Origin of the sequence: Methylobacterium goesingense (genome assembly GCF_022179225.1) — a bacterium.
Lineage (GTDB): Bacteria > Pseudomonadota > Alphaproteobacteria > Rhizobiales > Beijerinckiaceae > Methylobacterium > Methylobacterium goesingense.
This window is the reverse complement of record NZ_BPQL01000062.1, coordinates 31,137-48,339: the sequence shown is the minus strand read 5'-3', so window position 1 is coordinate 48,339 and position 17,203 is coordinate 31,137. Positions and strand designations below refer to the sequence as shown.

The window sequence follows — 17,203 nt, the reverse complement described above, 5'->3', positions numbered from 1 at the left end:
TTCGAACGCCGCAGCGAATTCGACTGGTTCCCGCCGCTTACCGAAGCGCGGTTTGCGACCAGGGGAATGCCAGATGCGACCAGATGACTAAGCGATGAGCGGCCATCACCATCTCGGCCATGAACTCCGAGATCAGCCTTCTCGATCGCCTCAATGTAGCTGTCACCAGCGACATCGCTGAAGCGGTTCGCCAGACCGCAGCGGCCCGTGGCCTCACCGTCGCTGACTACGTCCGTGGATCGGTCCAAGCCCGACTGATGCTCGACGGGGCTCGCTTCAATCGCCTTCCGAACCTTCAGCGCCTCGCCGCTCGCGCGAGCCGCTTCCGCACGCTCTGATCGGAAATCACCATGCCGAAATCCAAGGCCTTTGCCATGAGCACCATCGAGACCGAACTCGCCAACCTCCTCACCACCCGCACCAATCTGCAGGCCCGGCAGGCCGCCCAGGCCGTCGAAGTCGAGCAGGCCGTCGCCACCCGCCGCCGGCTGCTGATCGAGGGCGGTGATGCTGCCGCGATTGCCGAGGCCGAGCGCGCCTGCCGGGAAATCGAGGGAACGGCCTACGGCATCACCGATGCCCTCTCCGAGATCGAGCGCTGCATCACCGAGGCGGAAGCCCGGATCGAGGCAGCCCGGGTCGATGCCGAGCGGGAGCGCGTCGCCGGTGGCCTGGAGCAGAACGCCAGCGAGATCGAGGCCGCAGCCGCCAGCCTGACCAAGACCCTGGCCGCCGTCGCCAAGGCGCACGGCATGCTCGCCATCACCATCAGCGGCGCGGCCGCCGGCCAGTACGATCCCGCATACGGTACCGCCAGCCCGGTCGACATCGCCAACGCCCTCGTCCTGCAAGGCCTCGTCCATGCGATGCCCGGACTGGAGGTCCACGCCGAGATCAATCCATGGTCGCTCTACAGCCTGCGCCAGCCCGTGGAGGGTACGGACCCGGCCGCAACCGCTAGCGGCTTCGGTCAGCGTCTGCGTGAGATCGCCGGGAGCATCCGCAGGCAGGAGATCGGACAGGATCTGCCGGTCCACCACGATGCTCTGCCCGACTTCACTCCGGCCAGCGACGAGATGCAGGTCTTCGTGATCTCGCCCTTCCAGTACATCGGCGCCGACCGCGTTCCCACGATGGTCACCTCGCCGAGCACCCACCTTCCGCGTCCCGTCGCCCAGCGTGCAATCGAGCTGGGCGTCGCCACCGACTATCAGTCTCGGGAATGGCAGGCTGCCCACCAGGATGCCGGCCTCCACGCGTCCGTTCGCGGAAGTGTCGGCTGGGACGACTGCGTCGACATCGAGTTCGATCTGGCTGCTTGGCGGCGAGCGGAGACCGAGCGTCAGCGCAGCACCTGGCTCACCGACCAGCGTCAGGCCGCCTGATCCGAGATCGCCGGGAGTTCGTCTCCTTCGCCCGGCGTAGGCACCCGCGGCGGCGAACCTGGCTCCGGCCAGGACCGCGGGTGCCACCCATCACCGAGTACGGGATCCGCAGATGCCCATCCGCGCCGAAGCCGAGTACCGCAGCGCTCTCTCCCGTCTCGACGGCGAGAAGGCCATCATGCGCAGCCGGTCCTTCACCGACGACGAGCAGCGCGACTTCGATGCGCTGACGGCCGAGATCGCGGCCTACGAGAAGGGGCGCTCGCCCTCGTCCGGCGGTGCGCCGTCGACTACGCTACCGCCCAGGTCCCCCATGCCCCAGGCGGCAGCATCCCATCCTGTCGACCCGACCGCCAGCATGCGCCGAGAGCTCGAGCGCCAGGGCTTGGCCCAGCATCAGGCTCGCACCGCCTCCATGTCGACGACGAGCATGCAGCGTGAGCTGAAGCGGGCGGGCTTGACCCCGTCGGCCCGAGGGTGAGTCCCCCCGTCCAGATCGTCAGGGACCCTGGGCCCTCAAACCCTATACGGGTGGTCGGGGCCCCCAATGTTCCTAGCGCCAGGGTCCGAAACTGATGCAACAAACGCTGTCCGATCCCCTTATCACCATCTCCGCTGCAGCAGCTCGCCTCGGCATCAACCGCAGCACGTTGTCCCGCCAGATCAAGACCGGCGCGGTGCGGGCCTACGGGCAAAAGGTCAGGTTTTCCGAGGTCTTAGCGGATCGGGCCGCCAACATCGATCTGACCCGTTCAGGCCGTCGGGACGGGGTCACCGAGGTCGAAGCCGAGGCCCGTGCATCACGTGTTGCATCACCACCTGATGCAACGGTTGATGCAACAGCCGACCCGGAAGACGAGGCCCTGCTCGATTACGTGATCGTCGACGGGCAGGCCATGCCCTTCGCCAAGGCACGAGCCCTCAAAGAGACCTACCTAGCTCGCCTCCGGAAGCTTGAATTCGACGAGAAGGCAGGCGCGTTGGTCGACCGAGCTGCAGCCGAGAAGCTCTTCTTCGACACCGCCCGCGAGTACCGCGACGCCTGGCAGTCCTGGCCGGCACGCATCGCCATCATGATGGCCGACGAACTCAAGGTGGATGCCCGAGCCCTCACCACCGTCCTCAACGCGCACGTCAGGCAGCACCTCGCCGAGATGGGTAAACCCGAGGCTGGCCCCCTTCAATCGGGAGCGCAAAGCAGGTGAGCGCTGTCAACATTATCCGGGCTCGTGACGCAGTCCACATGCTGACGGACGGCGCGGCCTTCGACGGAGGCAAGCTGGCCTTCACGGTGGCGAAGGTCTGGCCCGTGCCACACCTGAACGCGGCAATCGCGATGTCGGGGCCTTGGCTACAGGCCCCGATGCTGTTTGCGGACCTGACGCTCGCTGCCACCACCTTCAGGTAGGCCCGCCCAATGCAGCGGACATTTTTGCAGCTTGGGTCGAGGTTCGGTTCCGGCCCGCCTAAGGTGCCGGTACCTGCGGCGGCTTAGAGGCGGAGGCTTTCTCCTCGATCTTGACCGCATTTGCGTACATGTCGGACTCGAGGATGCGCTTCCCGTAGCGGATCGGCCGCCGATCGGCTCTCCTGATCGGGGATGTCCAGTTCAACCCCCCGCGCGCGCCGCAGAACGCCATGCGGCATTGGTCGCCGCTATCTTGGACCTCCAACCCTTTGGGCGTGAAGGAGATGGTCATGCTGCAGGAGTTGCCGTCGACGACGGCCACGTACTTGAGGCCCAAGCGCGTCGTCAGCGCGATGCCGGTCGCGTCGCAGACGTGGCCCTTCGCAAATCGCATGTAGAGCCTGAAATACGCTTTGTCCTTTGTCTTCCCGTACGGGACGATTTCCAGAATATCCTCGTTCCGGAAAGTCCGCCCCTCCTCGGTCGTCGGGGCCTGCAGATGCTTGTAGACGCCTGCCAGCGAAGCGGCGTCAGGGCCCGCCGAAGCCGGCGGAGAGAAGGTGGCGAACAGAGATGCGATCACAGCTGCCGAGACGGCGCGGGTCCGGACTGGTGACATCGGTCAGATGTCGCCACCGACGTCGAAAACGAGCTTGGAATGACCGCTTGACGATGTCAGCTTGTCGACCTCGCAGGAGCCCTCCTTGCGCCTCGGTGCTGGTCCGGTAAGCACCATCCGTCCATCGACGAAGGTGGCCGGTTTCGGATAGCGCCCCTTCACGGGATAGGGCGCCGGCGGGCAACCGAGCTTGAACGCGAAGGCAGTTCCCTCGACCGTGCCGTCCTTATGAAAGTCGCCGCGGAAGAGGACGTCCCCGGGCTTCACTGCCTTGGCGATCGACGCCTTCGGTTTGTCATAGCGAATCTCGCCGTAGCCCTCGTCTACGAGCATGTCGCTGCCGTTGTGGTACCACGTGTAGCCGTCGAACGGCTTGCCGTTGTTGCCAAGGGCCTTCCCGGCCGGCGCGGCGCTCGCAACCGTCGGCGACGTCGCCTTCGGCGCTTGACCGTGGACGACGACCGGCGTGCCGGACGCGCAGCGCTTGTCCGACATTTCCAGAACGCCCTTTTTCACGACGACGCCTCCGTCGACGTCGGGCTCCTCGATGTGAAATTCGCCGACCGTCTTGGTCCTGCCTTCGAACGCGCCCTGCGCCAGGGCAGCCGGGCCGGCCCCCGTAAAGGTCTCGGCCTTGCCTGTCTTCGGGTCCCGCATTTCGCAGAGCACGTCGCCCTTCCACTCTGCCAACCCGTTGGTTTGCACGCCGCCATCGTGGGTCATGGTGAGGAGGGTGCGGTGTTCTCGTCCGTTGCGCGTCTCGCGCGTCTCTGCCGTAAAGCGGTCATGGATCGGCCCGGCGTGGACGGAGCTGACGAGGGCGATTGTTGCGACGATAGCGAGCGAACTGACCTTCATTCGGGTACTTTTCCCAGTGCTCGTGAACAATGGATTTCGCACTCGTCGGCAATTTTCGCAAAGGTACTGTGTTGCGGCCGTAATCCGTGGCGGCTTAGTGCGAGGGTTAAGCACCGCTTTCCAGTCCCGCGTTGGACGGCTGCAAAACATGTATCCAACAACTTAACACCGGCAGTACACTATCGGACGGGCTCTTAGGGGGCAGGCAACATCTTGCTGGCACCTTCACTATGGCACGAAGAGGGAACCCGGCCTGTGAGCAACAGACATCAAGAACAAATGACCGCCTCGGTGGGATCGGCCATGGGCCTGATGTTCGCCGCGGGACCGGGGCCGTTCCTCGCGCTCTGCGTTCTCATCACCCTAGGGGCGCTGGGGCTTCAGGCGTTCGCCCATCCCGGTCCGGTGTTTTTCGGCGCCTGCATGCTCATTCTCCCCTTCGTCGCCTGGCGCGTCGGACGGGTACGGGCCCTTGGGGGCGGCCTTGACAGCAAGCGGCTTCTAATCGCCGGCGGCCTCTTGTTTGGGGCTTTCATGGCCTACCAAGTCCAATGGGGCACCCTGGGTGGGGTCATCCACGAGAGCCAGGCCGAGAGCTGCCGCTTCTATCACCTTGGCGAATACGGGCCCACGAGCCGTGGCACGTCGTGGTTCCTCGGATGCATGGATCACCTCAGTAAGGACGAAATTCGCCAGGGCTGCACGCGGCTCATGTATGGGACCGAAAGCAGGACCTGGAAGCTGCGTCTGGCCTGCTGAATTTCGCACCATCGGTGATCGGAGGAATGAAGCTCCCCGAGCACAGACGGGTCTGCGTCGAAGACCGATAGGACCGTCGTCGAACACCCGGGTCAGGGCGCGCCAGCGGGTACGCCGATGGCGGCTACGTGCGGCCGGCGCCTTGCCGCTCGCGGCCTTCAACGCCGCCTCCTCGGTCGATGCCATGCCCAGTGTCGTCGTGAACAACAACGGCGCTCCAGTGCAGGTCCAGTCAGCGCAGATGGCCACGGATGGCCAGGGCAACCGCCGCCTGGAGATGACCCTCGGCGACATGGTGGCGACGGGGGCGAAGACGCCGCAGGGCTGGCAGGCAGTAGGCCGTCAGAAGCTCGTTTCCACATAGCGCAATCTGAAGGCGGTAGCTTGGTTGCCACCGCCTTTTGAGACCTCACTCGGCAGCAGCAGCCTTGCGCGGCCGTCCAGCGCGCTTCGGCGTCACCTGTGTGGCCGCTTCCGAGACCGTCTTTTCCAACTCAGCAGCCATCGCCGCAGCCTTGGTCTGACCCTTCCGATTGTTGCCCAGCCCCAGAGATCGTGCGAGCTCGGAACGCTGCGCCGAGTAGCTTGCAGATGTCATCGGGTAGTCAACGGGTAAGCCGTGCTTCTCCCGATAAGCCTCAGGGGAGAGACCGCGCAGCGTCAGGTGCCGCTTCAGCGCTTTGTAGGGCTTGCCATCCTCAAAGCTGATCAGCGCGTCAGGCGTGATCGACTTCTTAATCTGAGCTGGCGTCGCCTTCTCCACTCCGTCATTCGCCTGTTCAGATGCTCCACCGGTAGAAAGGCCGCTGAGAGCGGCATGCACGGAGGCGAGTAGATTGGCCAGCTCGCTCGGGGGGACGTTGTTGTTGGAAACGTAGGCTGACACGATATCGGCGGTTAGCTCGATATGATCGATTGGCGTGTTCGGGGTAACTTCGTCCATCTGGTGATTTCCTTCCGGTAAAGCGGTCTCCTTTTAAGACGCGCCGTCACCAGATTATCAAGCTCTGATCTCGACGATCTTTCTCGAGTAAGGGCTTGCCCACGATCTGGCGTAGAAATTTCCGAGATACGCTCTCGATAGATCATAATTCGCAACGACAGCACTCTCGTTGTTTCTGCCCATACCCGCCTCGCTTGGAACCGGCAGTCGTTTTTCCTCTTCACCTAAAGTTAGGACGAGGAAGGAACGCGCTGTGAGTTCGAGCGAGAAGACGACATTGGGCGTGCTCAACATTCCGCCGAAGGGGAAATCCTTGGTCGAGCCGCGGGTCAGCGACGATCCGGCAGAGGCTGGCCCAACCTCACCAGGTCGCGTGGAGCCTTCCAAGGACCAAGGCCCGGAAACGGGGGGATACGACGACCACTCGCCAAGCCGGCACCCGACCAATAAGAAGGGCGGCTACGGAGCAGGCTGAGGGCTGGTCATGACAGATGCCGATCATGGCCAATGGCGAGCCGCCGGCCTCAAAGCTGGCGAGCTCTATGGCGAGGACCTAGCTACCCTCGTACAAGGTAAGAGCGTCGGCGACGCTCAGGTCCAGAACCTCATCGAGCTACTGGGCGTCAATCTACAAGGCAAGGCGAAGCGCCTTCGGGAGATGGAGATCCCGGAGGAGCTCATTGAGGAATACACCCGGGCGGCCGTGGAGAGCGTAATGCTGCGGATGCACGCTCTACACACCGCTACTGATGGTGAAGCGGAATCGCGCCGGTAACGACGGCCCCCGCTTGAGGCAGCGCAAGGGCGACGCCACGAAGAACGACGGGTTCTATGATCTTGGGAACTCGGCGGCACAGCCGGAGGCGGCGACCGGAGGCGACCACGACCGAAATGAAGGCTTTCAAGCAAAGCAATAGAGCCGAATATCTCGCAAGGCGTATTAGGGTTGAAAATTGGCCGAGCTTACCGGCGGGAGCTATGCCTATCTCGGATGCGATTTGAGAAATACGTTCCCTTTGAAGCAGCGTTGCAGAGTCCAATGAAGATACTCTCTGGCACTGAATAGTAATTGTAAGGGCCGCCCGACTCGACAAACCAGATTTGGAGCGTTGAGCTTGGCGCATCATATTCTGCGCGTTGGATAGCAGACGAATTAAAGAAAGGCATGGGTCGGTCTCACCACTGCGTCATGGTAAGATACCGACCGTTTGGCTGTTGTCGATGGCGCCTGTAACCAACATCAAGATCGACGGGGCGAGCGAGTCGGCATCGGTTGGGGCGGCGGTGGAGCGGGCGCAAGGAAGAGCGAATGATCTCAGTCTGCGGAATGCCCGGTCTGCAATTAGATAGCAGGTTTGATCATCTTGGCACCGCAGGCATGAACCGTCGCCGGAAGCCGTTAGATCACTAATAACGCAACCCTTGGTTGGAATAATTAAATTTGAAAGGGCTGTTCTGAGCACACCGCAAGCGGCCCCATCCATAGAGGTTAAGGCCGCCCTAAGTTTGCTGTGGATAAATTATGCAGCTGATTCGGATCTCGCGAGTGAACCCTGCGGTCGCTTCAATCGATCAGAATTATTCAATCGCTTTGCGGTTTCATTAAATTCTGTTTTTAACCCTTGAGAAACATAGCTTTTTTCGACTACTTGAGCGAGCGCTGAGGCGATTTCCGCCCTCAACCAACCTTTCGATAGCTGCTTCGTGCCGCTCATCCCGAGTACTCCCTGGGGCATTATTTTTCAGAATTGACCTGATAAATCTACTATGGAAGGCAAGGCTCGCGATAGCGGAAAGTTCCCGGTATGTCCGTCAAGTTCACAGACTTGATACAATTTCCAGTTCTCATATTCGGCTTGGTGGGCCCGATCGGTGTTGATCTCGAATATGCACAGAGTTCACTTAGCGACGAACTCAAGAGCTTTAATTACACAGCAGAAACTATAACTATTACTAGTATAATGGACGAACTTCAGTCCAATGAAAAAATAGCAGAAGCTGATTTTTTTAAAATCTATCATTCAAAAATCGACTATGCGAACGATATTCGCAAGACTTATGAGGCGAATGATATATTGGCCGCCCTCGCTATCAGTGCAATCAGGAAGATACATTCCAAAATCGAAGCCAGCGCCAAAGATGAGGGCGGCCAAGCGAAGCATGGCAGCGCGTACATCATAAGGCAGCTCAAAACTCCTGATGAAATTAAACTGCTACGCTCTGTCTATGGACGGCAGTTCATCCAAGTTTCAGTCCATGGATCCCCTTTTAAGAGAGAAGATTATCTCACAACGAAAGCCAAAATTAGGTCCAAAGGGACGCTAACCGAGAAGGTCGCTCGAGGGGGGGGCAAAAGCACTCATCGAGCGGGACCGCAAAGAGGATCTGGATTATGGACAGAATATCAGCAACGCTTTCCCTTTAGGCGATGTGTTCATTGATCCGACCGACAAGGAAAGCTCAAATACGTCGATTGAAAGATTTCTAAAGGCCTTATTTGGCAACAACGAAGTTTCTCCAACTCGCGAAGAGTATGGAATGTACTTGGCTAAATCCGCGTCTCTTAGATCATCAGATCTCTCCCGGCAGGTCGGGGCCGCTATTTTCTCCAGTTCTGGAGAGGTTATAAGTCTTGGATCCAATGAAGTTCCGAGGGCTGGCGGCGGTACATATTGGACAGGTGATGAAGATGACAGTAGGGATATTAGAGAAGGGCATGATCCAAATGAGCTTAGCAAAGTAGAAATATTTGCTGACATTATAAAACAAATTAAAAAGGATAACTTTCTTTCTGACGAATTAGCTTCTCTTCAGGAGCCTCAAGCAATTGTCGATAAACTTTTGGATCCAAAAAATGGACCTAAATACAAAAATCTCAGAGTCATGGATCTTATCGAATTTGGTAGAATTATACATGCTGAGATGTCAGCTATATGCGATGCTGCACGAGTTGGTTCTTCCGTAAGGTCGGGAGTATTGTATTGTACCACGTTTCCTTGTCATCTCTGTGCTAAACATATAGTCGCGAGCGGCATCTCTGTCGTTGTATATTTAGAGCCATATCCAAAAAGCTATGCCCAGCAACTTCATAGCGATTCGATAGACGTAGATAGTCAGAAAGAATTTGGAAAGGTTAGATTCAAGCCGTTCATCGGAATATCTCCATATAGGTATCGCGATCTGTTCGAGAAGGGAAAGAGGAAATCTAATCTCGGCGAGGCAAAGAAGTGGCTGTTTGATCCACGACGGCCGATGATTGATACTGTAGTTCCAAGCCATATCGAGGCGGAGGAATATGTTATAGCTGTGCTGGGCAGGCTGCTCGACAAGGTTAGTGTGAGATCGACTCATGAGGAGGATGTCCGCGACGCAGTGGGCGCTGAGTCTCCAGATGCGACTTTGGTACCCCCTTCGTGAGAAGGACCGGAGTTCGAATGACAGAGCCGCATTCGAACCAAGAGAGGCAAGGCCCGTTCGCTCTACCGCCCAGCCTGCCTTGCCAATCGCAGCGCTTTCAGACGGTCGATCTTCTCATCTTGTACCTGGTTGGCATCAGCGAGCTCCGACCAAGCCATTTGAGCGATGCGCTCCTTCTCGCCCTCTCTTGCCAGCTGAGCCTCAGTGCGCGGCAAGGCCTGGCTTTGTCTGAGGTGCATGGCTGTCTTCCTTGACGGCGAGGAGGCTTAAAGCGCGTCCGCCTAAAGCAGCGTGGGTCGCAGCCGCACGCGAGCCTGTTAAGGACAAGCGGCGCGATCCGGGAACGCTTCTGACAACGGACTGCTTCTCATAGCATGTCGGACCTGGAAGCGCTCATCGAACGCCTGAGGGCTGAACAGCACACGCTGGTGCTGGAAGCGGAGCGCGGCCGTCCACCCCCGAATAGAGGCGATCTCCAACGCATCGCTGATTTTGAGATCAAAATCCAAGCGGTCGAAGCGTTGATCGAAGATCGCTGAGAAGGATGGCTCAACAAAAACCCGCCTCGGATTGCGCCGGGCGGGTGAAGGTATGGGTCACGGCTTGGCGGGGCAGCGCCGGCCGGGAGCCAGTCAACAATGACCTGGCGTACCTGTCCGAGGCTGCTCGAGCTTTTGCACGGAAAAGCCCGCCGCAGCAGTGTGCTGGGCGGGCTTTGGGTGAGACCCAACGATTGATCGGGCGTGGGCCTCAACGCGCTTGAGTTGACAGTGCTACAGGACGAATTGCAGCAACAGTTCAGCAACAGGTGCGAAAAACCCGCTTCGGCCGAGGCCGAGCGGGTCACGAGGATGAGCGTTGAGGCTGCAATGGCCTAGACGAAAAACAGCCCGTCGACGTGGTCTGGGGTGATACCTGCAAGGACCACAAGCCCGCCACCAGATAAGGCTAGGGCAGCATTGCCGTATTCATCCTGCTGCATGACGTAGCTCTGTCCGAACAGGGCAAGACGATCGCCATCTGCGACACTGAAATCGAAGACGACGTCGGTTCCAGAATTTGTCCCGAAGTTGAATTGATCCGCCCCCTGTCCGCCAAACAGGAAATCGTTGCCGGTCCCACCATCGAAGATGTCGTTTCCCGCTTCACCGTATAGGGTGTCCGAATCCGCTCCGCCCGCCAGGACATCGTTGCCGAGGCCGCCCGCCAGGATGTCGTTACCCGCGTCGCCCAGGAGGATGTCGGCCTCACTGCCGCCGCTCAGTTGATCGTTGCCAAGGCCGCCATAGAGGGTATCGTTGCCCTCATTGCCAAACAGGGCGTCGTCGCCAGCCTCGCCGCTGAGGATGTCGTCCCCGGTCTCGCCGTACGCAGTGTCGTTGCCCGCGCCGGCAATCAGGACATCGGCATCCGCGCCGCCGTTCATGAGGTCGTTGCCGGCCTCGCCGTATAGGACGTCACGACCCTCGAACCCGAGGAGGGTGTCGTTGCCGTCCCCTCCGCCGATCTCATCATCACCTGCCCCACCAAAGACAAGGTCATCGCCCAGACCTGCGTTGATACGATCGTCGCCGTCCTCGCCACTCAAAGTATCGTTGCCGGCGCCGCCCAGCAGAATGTCGTTCCCCGTCCCACCGATCAACGTGTCGATGCCCGCCCCGCCGAACAGGCTGTCGGCTCCAGCATCGCCGAACACCGTGTTGCTGCCGTCGCCGCCGTCGAGATAGTCGTTGCCTGCGCCGCCGCGTAGGAGGTCGTTGCCTGCTCCACCGCTGAGGATGTCTACCGCGCCCGTACCCTGGAGCGTGTCCGGGCCGTTGCCCCCGAACGCTGTTAGCCCATCCGCGAAGGCGAGATCCGGCAAGTTTGGCGTAGCGTCGAAATTAAGGTTTGCAAAGGCGGCAGCTGGGTTGGCACTCGCCCCGAAGAGGAGTTCCAAGACGCCCCCTACGACGTTGCCGACGATGTTCAGCAAGCCGATGCCCTGGAAGGTCCCGAAATCTACCGTGAGCGGTAGTTCTGTTGAACGTGCTACGAGCTGCGATCCGTTAAAAACCTCGACTTGGTTGTAGGTCCCCCCGGCGCTTGCGGTTCCAATTAGTAGGCCATTATTATAATTAACAGTCCAATTGCCACTATAACGGTAGGTCAATCCACCCTGATCGAACTCAAAACTCGAGTAGGTAAAGCTCTGCTGTCCGAGCAGAGGCGATCCCTGAGAACCGATCAGACCCGTGAAACGTTCGCCTGTAGCCTGGGATAAGTTGTTTACCCAAAAATTCTGGGTACTAAATCCTGCATCGGCATTGATGGCGACTGCGGACATGGCTCAGCTCCTAGGCGTACAGTCTGACGTTATAGTCAGCGGTAGCTTCGAGGGCACAGTTCTACAATCTCGTTAATTTTCCTCGTAAAATCCCCTCTGAGTTGAAATATTCAACCTGGGAGCGGGTACGAAGTACGTGCGCAGGAATGATGAGGCATGCCCTGAACCAGCCCCGACATCAGGACTCACTGCCTGCATCGTGCCGCTTCCGCAGCCGCACGACAGCCCTACCGCCGTTCTCAGAATGACTCGACGCCGGGCGCTTCGACATGCGCTGGCCCTGAGCCGCACCCATCTAACTCCTCGTCGGTTGTACGAAGCGTCGTTCAATCAATCCGTTGGTTTCAATAGGGCGCCCGGCGCGAACTTGGACTGGCGCTACGATGGGATCGCGGCCCCGTGTTATAGCCACCCGGCATGGTCCTGTAGACTCGAACACCTCCGCCGCCCGGCTGAACGGCGTAGGCTTGTCCGCTCTGGATCGCCTCAGCGGTGTTTCTGGGCCCAGCGATGCCCTGCGTCCCACCCGGTGCCGTGGCGGGCGCGAGACCGGCAGGCGGGCTTGCACCTATGCCTCTCGCCGAAGCACCCTCGGTCTGGAGAGCTACCCCGAGCGAACCCAGAATGATCAGTGCCATCCAACTGCGCATGCGATGTCTATTAGCATTGAGCCAGATCGGACGCGTCATCTCGGGGCGTGCCGTCGTAGCCCTCCATCCAGGAGGCACGCTCCTCACTGTCGCTAGGATAAGGGCAGGCGTCCTTCGGGCGGCCGTGGATGCGCGCCTGTGCACCTTCCTCGATCGGATCTGCGTGTGAATGACGGGTCTGGGCCATAACGGTGACTCCGCGTTCAGATGATGCGGTATCAACCGCGCCGGGGTGATGCGTGATCCCGCGGCAGAAGCACGCTCAGTTCTACGTGCCCTGGAACGGCCGGAACAGCCAAGCAAGCCGGCCAGCCCCTTCGTCTTCTGCATTGCCGATCTGATCAAGGATCTGGCCGAGTGGCGCTGGAAGGTCGACCTCGTACTTGTCCAGGATAATAGCGGCGTCGACCAAGGCGTTGATGTGCCCCTTCGGCACTGAACGATCCATGGCCTGCGCCATCAGCACCTGATCGGCGAGAAGCGTAGAAAGGCGGGAAACCTCCGACAGCCGCTCAGGCAGGTTTCCAGCCTCAACGGTCATTTCAGATAGCCCTTCGTCTTCAGGTGCTCGGCAAGCGCCTCGCGAAGCACGTCGGGCCGCGATGGCTTGGGATCCGGCTGGTCTGCGATCAGGGCATCGAGGTGCGCCAGCTGAATAGGGGGCACCCGCACAGTGATTGGGGTAGCATCTACCCGAGGTCGTCCGCCTCTGTCTTTTTTGGTTTCTGACATTGACAACCTCTTGAGGGTTGATAGTGTCAGAAACTGCCGGGCCGAACAAGAGGTGGTGCTCTTGAACGGCCCTGACCACTTACGTCGAGGGACGACGCATCATGGCTATCCGAAATTCTACAGCATCGGCTCGCGCCGGTGAACGCTCTCGCTCGCCTTTCGCAGCGGTTTACTCCCATCCCATGCCCCTGCTGGAGCCTGATGAGGCCGAGGCGGATGACGGTCCGGTCATCACGCCCGTACGGCCTGACACGGCCCACGTCCGGGCGCCCCGCTTCCTCGACTTCGCCGGTGACCTTGTCTCGGCCGTCCTGATCATTGCCGGGGGCGTGTTCGCCTACGGCTTTATGCAGCTCGGTTGAGGGGAGGATAGCATGACGACGCAGAGCAACAGCGCCCACAGAGCCGAAGCCACCCCGAACCTCCGCGAGCGTACTGAAAGGCTTCGGGATGCCGCTGGCCGGTTCGTCCGGCGCAAGACCGCTGAGCCTTCCGAAGCCCCTGAAGGCGCGCCCATCACCACCGTGTCACCCGCGCTGGCTTCCATGGTCACAGAATGGGTCAGGCTAGCGGAGGTGCAGGACAGTGGCGTCCTCACGGATGAAGAGGCCGACGCCATCAGCTCAGAATGGTCCCGCCTCCACGGTGAGATCTGCCGTTTCCCCGCGCGGTCCATGGCAGATCTCACCGCCAAGGCGCCGCTGTACCGCTACGAACGTGATGATGAGCGCGCCTCGTGTGATGGTGCGTCGACCATGCCGCTCCGCGCGTGGGAAAGCGTGGTGCAAGACATCGAGGGTCTGAGCACCTCCTGTCGGTCAACTCTAGCCGCCGATCCGATCTTGGCAGCTATCACCGAGACCCGGCGCCTGACAGACGCACGCACCGCCGCTGCCGCTCTTCCGCAGCCAGCTGGGTCCATTGACCCGCTTCCCGAACAGGACGCGGCCATGGAGGCATTCTTCGCGCATGTCGAAGGGGTGCTCCTGAAGACGGTCCCGACCACGGCGGTGGGGTGCGCGGCCCTGGCGCGCTACGCCGTCGAGTTCCTGGAGTTCAACAGCTTCGTCCTCGATGAGGATGAAGGCAACGAGCACGTCCGCATCCTCGGCTTGATTGCCCAGTCGCCCCTGCTCGACGGGCTGTCCTCGGCCCCGACACCAGACGATGATGAGCCTGTCACCCTGGAAGGTGCCGCTACCCTGTCCTTCGAAGCCTACGCCTTCGACGAGCCGGTTCTCTCGCCGACAAGCTGGGGCAGCAAGCTCGACGAACAGATTTGGGGGCTGCTTCTCACGGATCGCCTATTGAGGATGGGCAAGGCGGAGATGGAGACCTTCATCCGCGAGGCAGGAAATCGGAACGACGAAACACCGGAGGCCATGTACCGCGCCTTGGATGCCGCTCAGGTAACGTTGGAGGGGTGGGGCAAACTGCTTGATGCTGCCCGCTGCCGGTACATGGTCGCGGCCTCCTCAGCGGTCCTTGGGGCCAGCCATTCGGTCGAGGGCTGATCCCAATGACCAACGTCATCCGCTTCCCCGCCTCCGGCCGTCTCCAGGCCACGACCATTCCACGCGAGGAGTTCGAACGCCTCGCGGATCTCGCCCTCGACGTCGTGGACCGCATCGTCGCGATCCTCGACGCGGCTGACGGTGATCCGGACATGGAGCCGGATGCTGATAGTGAATCATCGCTCGCAGCACCGATCGGAGGACCTTCGCAGCGCCTATGGGCGTCAGGCGGTGATCGCGATTTGGAAGAGCCTTGACGTTCCAGCGATGCAGCCTGGCCGCTCAAAACGGTCCGGTTGCAAGTTCGTGAGGGCAATGCGGTTGCTACCGCTTTTGCTACCCAACTCATTAGTACGAGCAGGGACAAAGAACGATGAGAGAACGGGCGCAATCGGATTTTAGCACTCAGAACAACACGTTAGCTGGCTGCATGGGATTGGGCGGAATGGCCGGGAGCGAATTTCAAGACCGCTGCCTTAAACCACTCGGCCACCCTTCCAAGCCCTTGCGGATGCTGAATAGTTTGCATCTGCCAAAGCACCGGGACGGGGCCCGTGGCCACCGCTTCGGGGCCCGATCAACCGGCCGTTCTGTCTATGGCCGCCCGCATGGCGGCGTCAACCTTCGCGGCCGCGTCCGCCCACGACGGCGAGCCCGACCCGCACGAGGTGTGAGGCCCTGACCGCGGCGGACATGCTTGCGGCTCCGTCGCCAACTCGGTCCTTATGGCTACCGCAGTGAGCGAGGGGCGACCTTTGGTGCGCACCGATGCGATCGTGTGTGCACCATCCCCTCCTCGATCGTAATGCCTGAGATCCGTCGCGTATCAGATCTATTCCTCGGTCCCCTGGATCCGGCTCAGGATCCGGCCCGCGGCCTCGTCCGCCGTGAGAGCGTACGTATCGAGATGGATATCGGGTGCTTCCGGGGTCTCGTAGGCCGAGTCGATCCCGGTGAAATGCGCGATCTCGCCGCAGCGCGCCCGCCGATATAGGCCTTTGGGATCTCGCTTCTCACAGTGCTCGAGCGGCGCATCGACGTACACTTCGAGGAACGGGATACGCCCGGCCGTCGCCCGTGCCTGCGCACGCTCGCGCCGAAACGGAGAGATGAGGGCCACGATCACGATGAGGCCGGCATCGGCGAGGAGTCGCGCGATCTCGGCCGTTCTGCGGATGTTTTCGACCCGGTCCGCGTCCGAGAAACCCAGATCGCTGTTGATCCCGGTCCGCAGGATATCGCCATCGAGGATATAGGAACGCCGCCCCCGCGACGAAAGCTGTCTTTGAAGAACGCTCGCAACCGTCGATTTTCCGGCGCCGGACAGACCTGTCAGCCAGATGATGAACGGCACGTATTCGAGATGATCCAGCAAGTTGTTCGGGTTGGAGGTCTGCGACGGATCGGACATGATTCCTGGACTCTGATTCTGGATTCGGGGAAATCTCGTCGCTTCCTATCGCGAAGTGGGCGTTGCGGATATTCGCGATCGTCTTGGCCGCAGGCCACGACCCACCCCGGGTGACCAATTTAGCTTCATCGATCCTTGGGGGAAACGCCAAACACGCTTCGTTTTCGAGGGGCCGTTACCCTCGGCGTGACGGCTCATCGCTCTTGCCGAAGCGTCCTCCGCGTTGGCCATCACAGGAGTTGTATCCTGTTTGCAACGCCGACGGTCGTTCGATGCGGGGCTTGCCGGCCCTCCCCGTGGCCGGCCCCCATTCGAGGACCCGAGTCCCAAGCCACGTTTCCGCGGCCGTGGCCGGCGGTTCTGTAGCAAGATGAGAACCAAGGCGGACGAAGCGGTCGTGTTCCAACGCGCGTCTGCTCGCCACCCCGCCGCCGCGACCGTGTTCGGGCGATTTCAGCGCGACTGACCGGGCGTCCAGCAGGCCAGGGGGCACGACCCGGCAAGGCAGACGCATTGGGTCCCGGAGCGGGCGGCGGCAACCGCTGATTGTCCTCCGGTTTCGCCGACACCCCTGACGATGAAAGCCTTGCCGTGTCGGTGCACCCGCGTCGTGGACCGCTCAGGCGATCAGCCGACGATCCAGTGCGCGACCAGCATAACGCCCGCGCCGACGAGGGCCATGCCCAGAAGGGTCACGCTGCTGACCTGATCGACCGTGTCGATCGTGTCTCCGATCCGGTGTGCCCGGTTCATCGTGGCGCCATCCGGCCCGACGGGGGAGGCGTCGGTACGGAGCATAGCGTTCGTCGTCTGGTGCGGTGTCGCGTCGAGGTGCGTGAGGGCGGTCATGGTGTCTCCGGATGTTGCGTCGGCAAGGCGAGGGGGGGATCCGCGTCACGGAGCCCGGCGAGGCGGACAGGTGTCAACCGGAGAAGGACCCGAAGCCTTCGAAGTCATACGAGGACGGGACGACCTCGCCCGGCTTGTCCGTGGAGACGCGCGCAGGGCGATCGCGCTCGGTGGGGACCAGCGTGAGGCGCGGATTGCCGTCGGGCCCGGTCGACGCGTCCCGCGTCTCGGCGGAGGCGGTCGACAGGGCACAATGGATCGGCGTGATGTGGTTGCGCATGCAGAGCGTTCCGCTGGTATGCCAAGGATGTTCGGATGTGAGCAGAGAATGT

At 60.9% G+C, this 17,203-nt stretch carries 24 protein-coding genes; 14 read left to right on the top strand and 10 right to left on the bottom strand.

Features of this window, described 5'->3' with window-relative positions:
- Nucleotides 1–119: 119 nt before the first annotated feature.
- The 5 genes from MFF30_RS11975 (at nt 120) to MFF30_RS11955 (ending at nt 2,793) form a co-directional block, all read left to right on the top strand.
- On the top strand, nt 120–338 hold the full coding sequence (locus tag MFF30_RS11975) for a hypothetical protein (RefSeq protein ID WP_238279647.1): 219 nt from the start codon (nt 120–122) through the stop codon (nt 336–338).
- 12 nt (nt 339–350) lie between these two features.
- Nucleotides 351–1,385, top strand: coding sequence for a hypothetical protein (locus tag MFF30_RS11970; RefSeq protein ID WP_238279646.1), 1,035 nt, complete (start codon nt 351–353; stop codon nt 1,383–1,385).
- 112 nt (nt 1,386–1,497) lie between these two features.
- The gene (locus MFF30_RS11965) at nt 1,498–1,866 is read left to right on the top strand and encodes a hypothetical protein (RefSeq protein ID WP_238279644.1); all 369 of its coding nucleotides are present in this window, start codon (nt 1,498–1,500) and stop codon (nt 1,864–1,866) included.
- Nucleotides 1,867–1,960: 94 nt separating this feature from the next.
- Nucleotides 1,961–2,590 (top strand): helix-turn-helix domain-containing protein, encoded by a 630-nt coding sequence (locus tag MFF30_RS11960; RefSeq protein ID WP_238279643.1) that lies wholly within the window; start codon nt 1,961–1,963, stop codon nt 2,588–2,590.
- Nucleotides 2,587–2,793, top strand: coding sequence for a hypothetical protein (locus MFF30_RS11955; protein ID WP_238279641.1), 207 nt, complete (start codon nt 2,587–2,589; stop codon nt 2,791–2,793). Before MFF30_RS11960 ends, MFF30_RS11955 begins: the two co-directional genes overlap by 4 nt.
- A 58-nt stretch (nt 2,794–2,851) precedes the next feature.
- Here the strand turns inward: MFF30_RS11955 and MFF30_RS11950 are convergent, their stop codons facing one another.
- Complete coding sequence (locus MFF30_RS11950; RefSeq protein ID WP_238279639.1) at nt 2,852–3,412, bottom strand: hypothetical protein; 561 nt, start codon at nt 3,410–3,412, stop codon at nt 2,852–2,854.
- 3 nt (nt 3,413–3,415) lie between these two features.
- A complete protein-coding gene (locus MFF30_RS11945) occupies nt 3,416–4,270 on the bottom strand; it encodes a hypothetical protein (protein WP_238279638.1) in 855 nt (284 codons plus the stop codon).
- A gap of 303 nt (nt 4,271–4,573) precedes the next feature.
- Between MFF30_RS11945 and MFF30_RS11940 the strand changes: the two genes are divergently transcribed.
- Together MFF30_RS11940 and MFF30_RS11935 are read left to right on the top strand one after the other, a co-directional pair.
- The gene (locus MFF30_RS11940) at nt 4,574–5,029 is read left to right on the top strand and encodes a hypothetical protein (RefSeq protein ID WP_238279636.1); all 456 of its coding nucleotides are present in this window, start codon (nt 4,574–4,576) and stop codon (nt 5,027–5,029) included.
- 184 nt (nt 5,030–5,213) lie between these two features.
- Complete coding sequence (locus MFF30_RS11935; protein ID WP_238279635.1) at nt 5,214–5,393, top strand: hypothetical protein; 180 nt, start codon at nt 5,214–5,216, stop codon at nt 5,391–5,393.
- Nucleotides 5,394–5,438: 45 nt separating this feature from the next.
- Here MFF30_RS11935 and MFF30_RS11930 read toward each other — a convergent pair whose 3' ends face one another.
- On the bottom strand, nt 5,439–5,972 hold the full coding sequence (locus MFF30_RS11930) for a Ros/MucR family transcriptional regulator (protein ID WP_238279634.1): 534 nt from the start codon (nt 5,970–5,972) through the stop codon (nt 5,439–5,441).
- Nucleotides 5,973–6,456: 484 nt separating this feature from the next.
- On the opposite strand from MFF30_RS11930, the gene MFF30_RS11925 reads away from it, so the two are divergent.
- On the top strand, nt 6,457–6,747 hold the full coding sequence (locus MFF30_RS11925) for a hypothetical protein (RefSeq protein WP_238279633.1): 291 nt from the start codon (nt 6,457–6,459) through the stop codon (nt 6,745–6,747).
- Nucleotides 6,748–6,935: 188 nt separating this feature from the next.
- Here the strand turns inward: MFF30_RS11925 and MFF30_RS11920 are convergent, their stop codons facing one another.
- A complete protein-coding gene (locus MFF30_RS11920) occupies nt 6,936–7,139 on the bottom strand; it encodes a KTSC domain-containing protein (RefSeq protein ID WP_238279632.1) in 204 nt (67 codons plus the stop codon).
- 638 nt (nt 7,140–7,777) lie between these two features.
- On the opposite strand from MFF30_RS11920, the gene MFF30_RS11915 reads away from it, so the two are divergent.
- From MFF30_RS11915 to MFF30_RS11905, 3 genes are all read left to right on the top strand, one after another.
- On the top strand, nt 7,778–8,413 hold the full coding sequence (locus tag MFF30_RS11915; protein WP_238279631.1) for a hypothetical protein: 636 nt from the start codon (nt 7,778–7,780) through the stop codon (nt 8,411–8,413).
- Complete coding sequence (locus tag MFF30_RS11910) at nt 8,403–9,389, top strand: deaminase (protein ID WP_354466026.1); 987 nt, start codon at nt 8,403–8,405, stop codon at nt 9,387–9,389. The genes MFF30_RS11915 and MFF30_RS11910 overlap by 11 nt, the downstream gene beginning before the upstream one ends.
- Nucleotides 9,390–9,763: 374 nt before the next feature.
- Nucleotides 9,764–9,928, top strand: a complete 165-nt coding sequence (locus MFF30_RS11905) for a hypothetical protein (protein ID WP_238279629.1) — start codon at nt 9,764–9,766, stop codon at nt 9,926–9,928.
- 335 nt (nt 9,929–10,263) lie between these two features.
- On the opposite strand, the gene MFF30_RS11900 is transcribed toward MFF30_RS11905, so the two are convergent.
- The 3 genes from MFF30_RS11900 to MFF30_RS11890 all read right to left on the bottom strand — a co-directional run bounded on the left by MFF30_RS11900 (nt 10,264) and on the right by MFF30_RS11890 (nt 12,906).
- Nucleotides 10,264–11,715 carry a calcium-binding protein gene (locus MFF30_RS11900; RefSeq protein ID WP_238279628.1) on the bottom strand — a complete coding sequence of 484 codons (1,452 nt, stop codon included), beginning with the start codon at nt 11,713–11,715 and terminating at the stop codon, nt 10,264–10,266.
- A gap of 660 nt (nt 11,716–12,375) precedes the next feature.
- Entirely contained in the window at nt 12,376–12,552 is a 177-nt protein-coding gene (gene rmf, locus MFF30_RS11895) for a ribosome modulation factor (RefSeq protein ID WP_238279627.1), read from the bottom strand.
- An 81-nt stretch (nt 12,553–12,633) separates the two neighbouring features.
- Entirely contained in the window at nt 12,634–12,906 is a 273-nt protein-coding gene (locus MFF30_RS11890) for a hypothetical protein (RefSeq protein ID WP_238279626.1), read from the bottom strand.
- A gap of 373 nt (nt 12,907–13,279) precedes the next feature.
- Between MFF30_RS11890 and MFF30_RS11885 the strand changes: the two genes are divergently transcribed.
- Genes MFF30_RS11885 through MFF30_RS11875 form a run of 3 tightly spaced genes read left to right on the top strand, consistent with a single transcriptional unit; the run spans nt 13,280 to nt 14,868 of the window.
- On the top strand, nt 13,280–13,459 hold the full coding sequence (locus tag MFF30_RS11885; RefSeq protein ID WP_238279624.1) for a hypothetical protein: 180 nt from the start codon (nt 13,280–13,282) through the stop codon (nt 13,457–13,459).
- 12 nt (nt 13,460–13,471) lie between these two features.
- Nucleotides 13,472–14,611, top strand: coding sequence for a hypothetical protein (locus MFF30_RS11880; RefSeq protein WP_238279623.1), 1,140 nt, complete (start codon nt 13,472–13,474; stop codon nt 14,609–14,611).
- Between the two features lie 5 nt (nt 14,612–14,616).
- The gene (locus MFF30_RS11875; RefSeq protein WP_238279621.1) at nt 14,617–14,868 is read left to right on the top strand and encodes a hypothetical protein; all 252 of its coding nucleotides are present in this window, start codon (nt 14,617–14,619) and stop codon (nt 14,866–14,868) included.
- A gap of 575 nt (nt 14,869–15,443) precedes the next feature.
- Here MFF30_RS11875 and cysC read toward each other — a convergent pair.
- The 3 genes from cysC to MFF30_RS11860 all read right to left on the bottom strand — a co-directional run bounded on the left by cysC (nt 15,444) and on the right by MFF30_RS11860 (nt 17,151).
- Nucleotides 15,444–16,022 (bottom strand): adenylyl-sulfate kinase, encoded by a 579-nt coding sequence (gene cysC / locus MFF30_RS11870; RefSeq protein ID WP_238279619.1) that lies wholly within the window; start codon nt 16,020–16,022, stop codon nt 15,444–15,446.
- A gap of 627 nt (nt 16,023–16,649) precedes the next feature.
- On the bottom strand, nt 16,650–16,871 hold the full coding sequence (locus MFF30_RS11865) for a hypothetical protein (protein ID WP_238279618.1): 222 nt from the start codon (nt 16,869–16,871) through the stop codon (nt 16,650–16,652).
- Nucleotides 16,872–16,944: 73 nt separating this feature from the next.
- Complete coding sequence (locus MFF30_RS11860) at nt 16,945–17,151, bottom strand: hypothetical protein (RefSeq protein WP_238279616.1); 207 nt, start codon at nt 17,149–17,151, stop codon at nt 16,945–16,947.
- Nucleotides 17,152–17,203 lie beyond the last annotated feature (52 nt).

Coding starts and splice junctions, on each gene's coding strand:
- MFF30_RS11925 (WP_238279633.1), top strand. CDS start 6,457: ATGACAGATGCCGATCATGGCCAATGGCGAGCCGCCGGCCTCAAAGCT.
- MFF30_RS11945 (WP_238279638.1), bottom strand. CDS start 4,270: ATGAAGGTCAGTTCGCTCGCTATCGTCGCAACAATCGCCCTCGTCAGC.
- MFF30_RS11930 (WP_238279634.1), bottom strand. CDS start 5,972: ATGGACGAAGTTACCCCGAACACGCCAATCGATCATATCGAGCTAACC.
- MFF30_RS11900 (WP_238279628.1), bottom strand. CDS start 11,715: ATGTCCGCAGTCGCCATCAATGCCGATGCAGGATTTAGTACCCAGAAT.
- MFF30_RS11940 (WP_238279636.1), top strand. CDS start 4,574: ATGGGCCTGATGTTCGCCGCGGGACCGGGGCCGTTCCTCGCGCTCTGC.
- MFF30_RS11970 (WP_238279646.1), top strand. CDS start 351: ATGCCGAAATCCAAGGCCTTTGCCATGAGCACCATCGAGACCGAACTC.
- MFF30_RS11920 (WP_238279632.1), bottom strand. CDS start 7,139: ATGCCTTTCTTTAATTCGTCTGCTATCCAACGCGCAGAATATGATGCG.
- MFF30_RS11880 (WP_238279623.1), top strand. CDS start 13,472: ATGACGACGCAGAGCAACAGCGCCCACAGAGCCGAAGCCACCCCGAAC.
- MFF30_RS11960 (WP_238279643.1), top strand. CDS start 1,961: ATGCAACAAACGCTGTCCGATCCCCTTATCACCATCTCCGCTGCAGCA.
- MFF30_RS11885 (WP_238279624.1), top strand. CDS start 13,280: ATGCCCCTGCTGGAGCCTGATGAGGCCGAGGCGGATGACGGTCCGGTC.
- MFF30_RS11875 (WP_238279621.1), top strand. CDS start 14,617: ATGACCAACGTCATCCGCTTCCCCGCCTCCGGCCGTCTCCAGGCCACG.
- MFF30_RS11950 (WP_238279639.1), bottom strand. CDS start 3,412: ATGTCACCAGTCCGGACCCGCGCCGTCTCGGCAGCTGTGATCGCATCT.
- MFF30_RS11865 (WP_238279618.1), bottom strand. CDS start 16,871: ATGACCGCCCTCACGCACCTCGACGCGACACCGCACCAGACGACGAAC.
- MFF30_RS11905 (WP_238279629.1), top strand. CDS start 9,764: ATGTCGGACCTGGAAGCGCTCATCGAACGCCTGAGGGCTGAACAGCAC.
- MFF30_RS11860 (WP_238279616.1), bottom strand. CDS start 17,151: ATGCGCAACCACATCACGCCGATCCATTGTGCCCTGTCGACCGCCTCC.
- MFF30_RS11935 (WP_238279635.1), top strand. CDS start 5,214: ATGCCCAGTGTCGTCGTGAACAACAACGGCGCTCCAGTGCAGGTCCAG.
- MFF30_RS11965 (WP_238279644.1), top strand. CDS start 1,498: ATGCCCATCCGCGCCGAAGCCGAGTACCGCAGCGCTCTCTCCCGTCTC.
- rmf (WP_238279627.1), bottom strand. CDS start 12,552: ATGGCCCAGACCCGTCATTCACACGCAGATCCGATCGAGGAAGGTGCA.
- cysC (WP_238279619.1), bottom strand. CDS start 16,022: ATGTCCGATCCGTCGCAGACCTCCAACCCGAACAACTTGCTGGATCAT.
- MFF30_RS11915 (WP_238279631.1), top strand. CDS start 7,778: ATGTCCGTCAAGTTCACAGACTTGATACAATTTCCAGTTCTCATATTC.
- MFF30_RS11975 (WP_238279647.1), top strand. CDS start 120: ATGAACTCCGAGATCAGCCTTCTCGATCGCCTCAATGTAGCTGTCACC.
- MFF30_RS11890 (WP_238279626.1), bottom strand. CDS start 12,906: ATGACCGTTGAGGCTGGAAACCTGCCTGAGCGGCTGTCGGAGGTTTCC.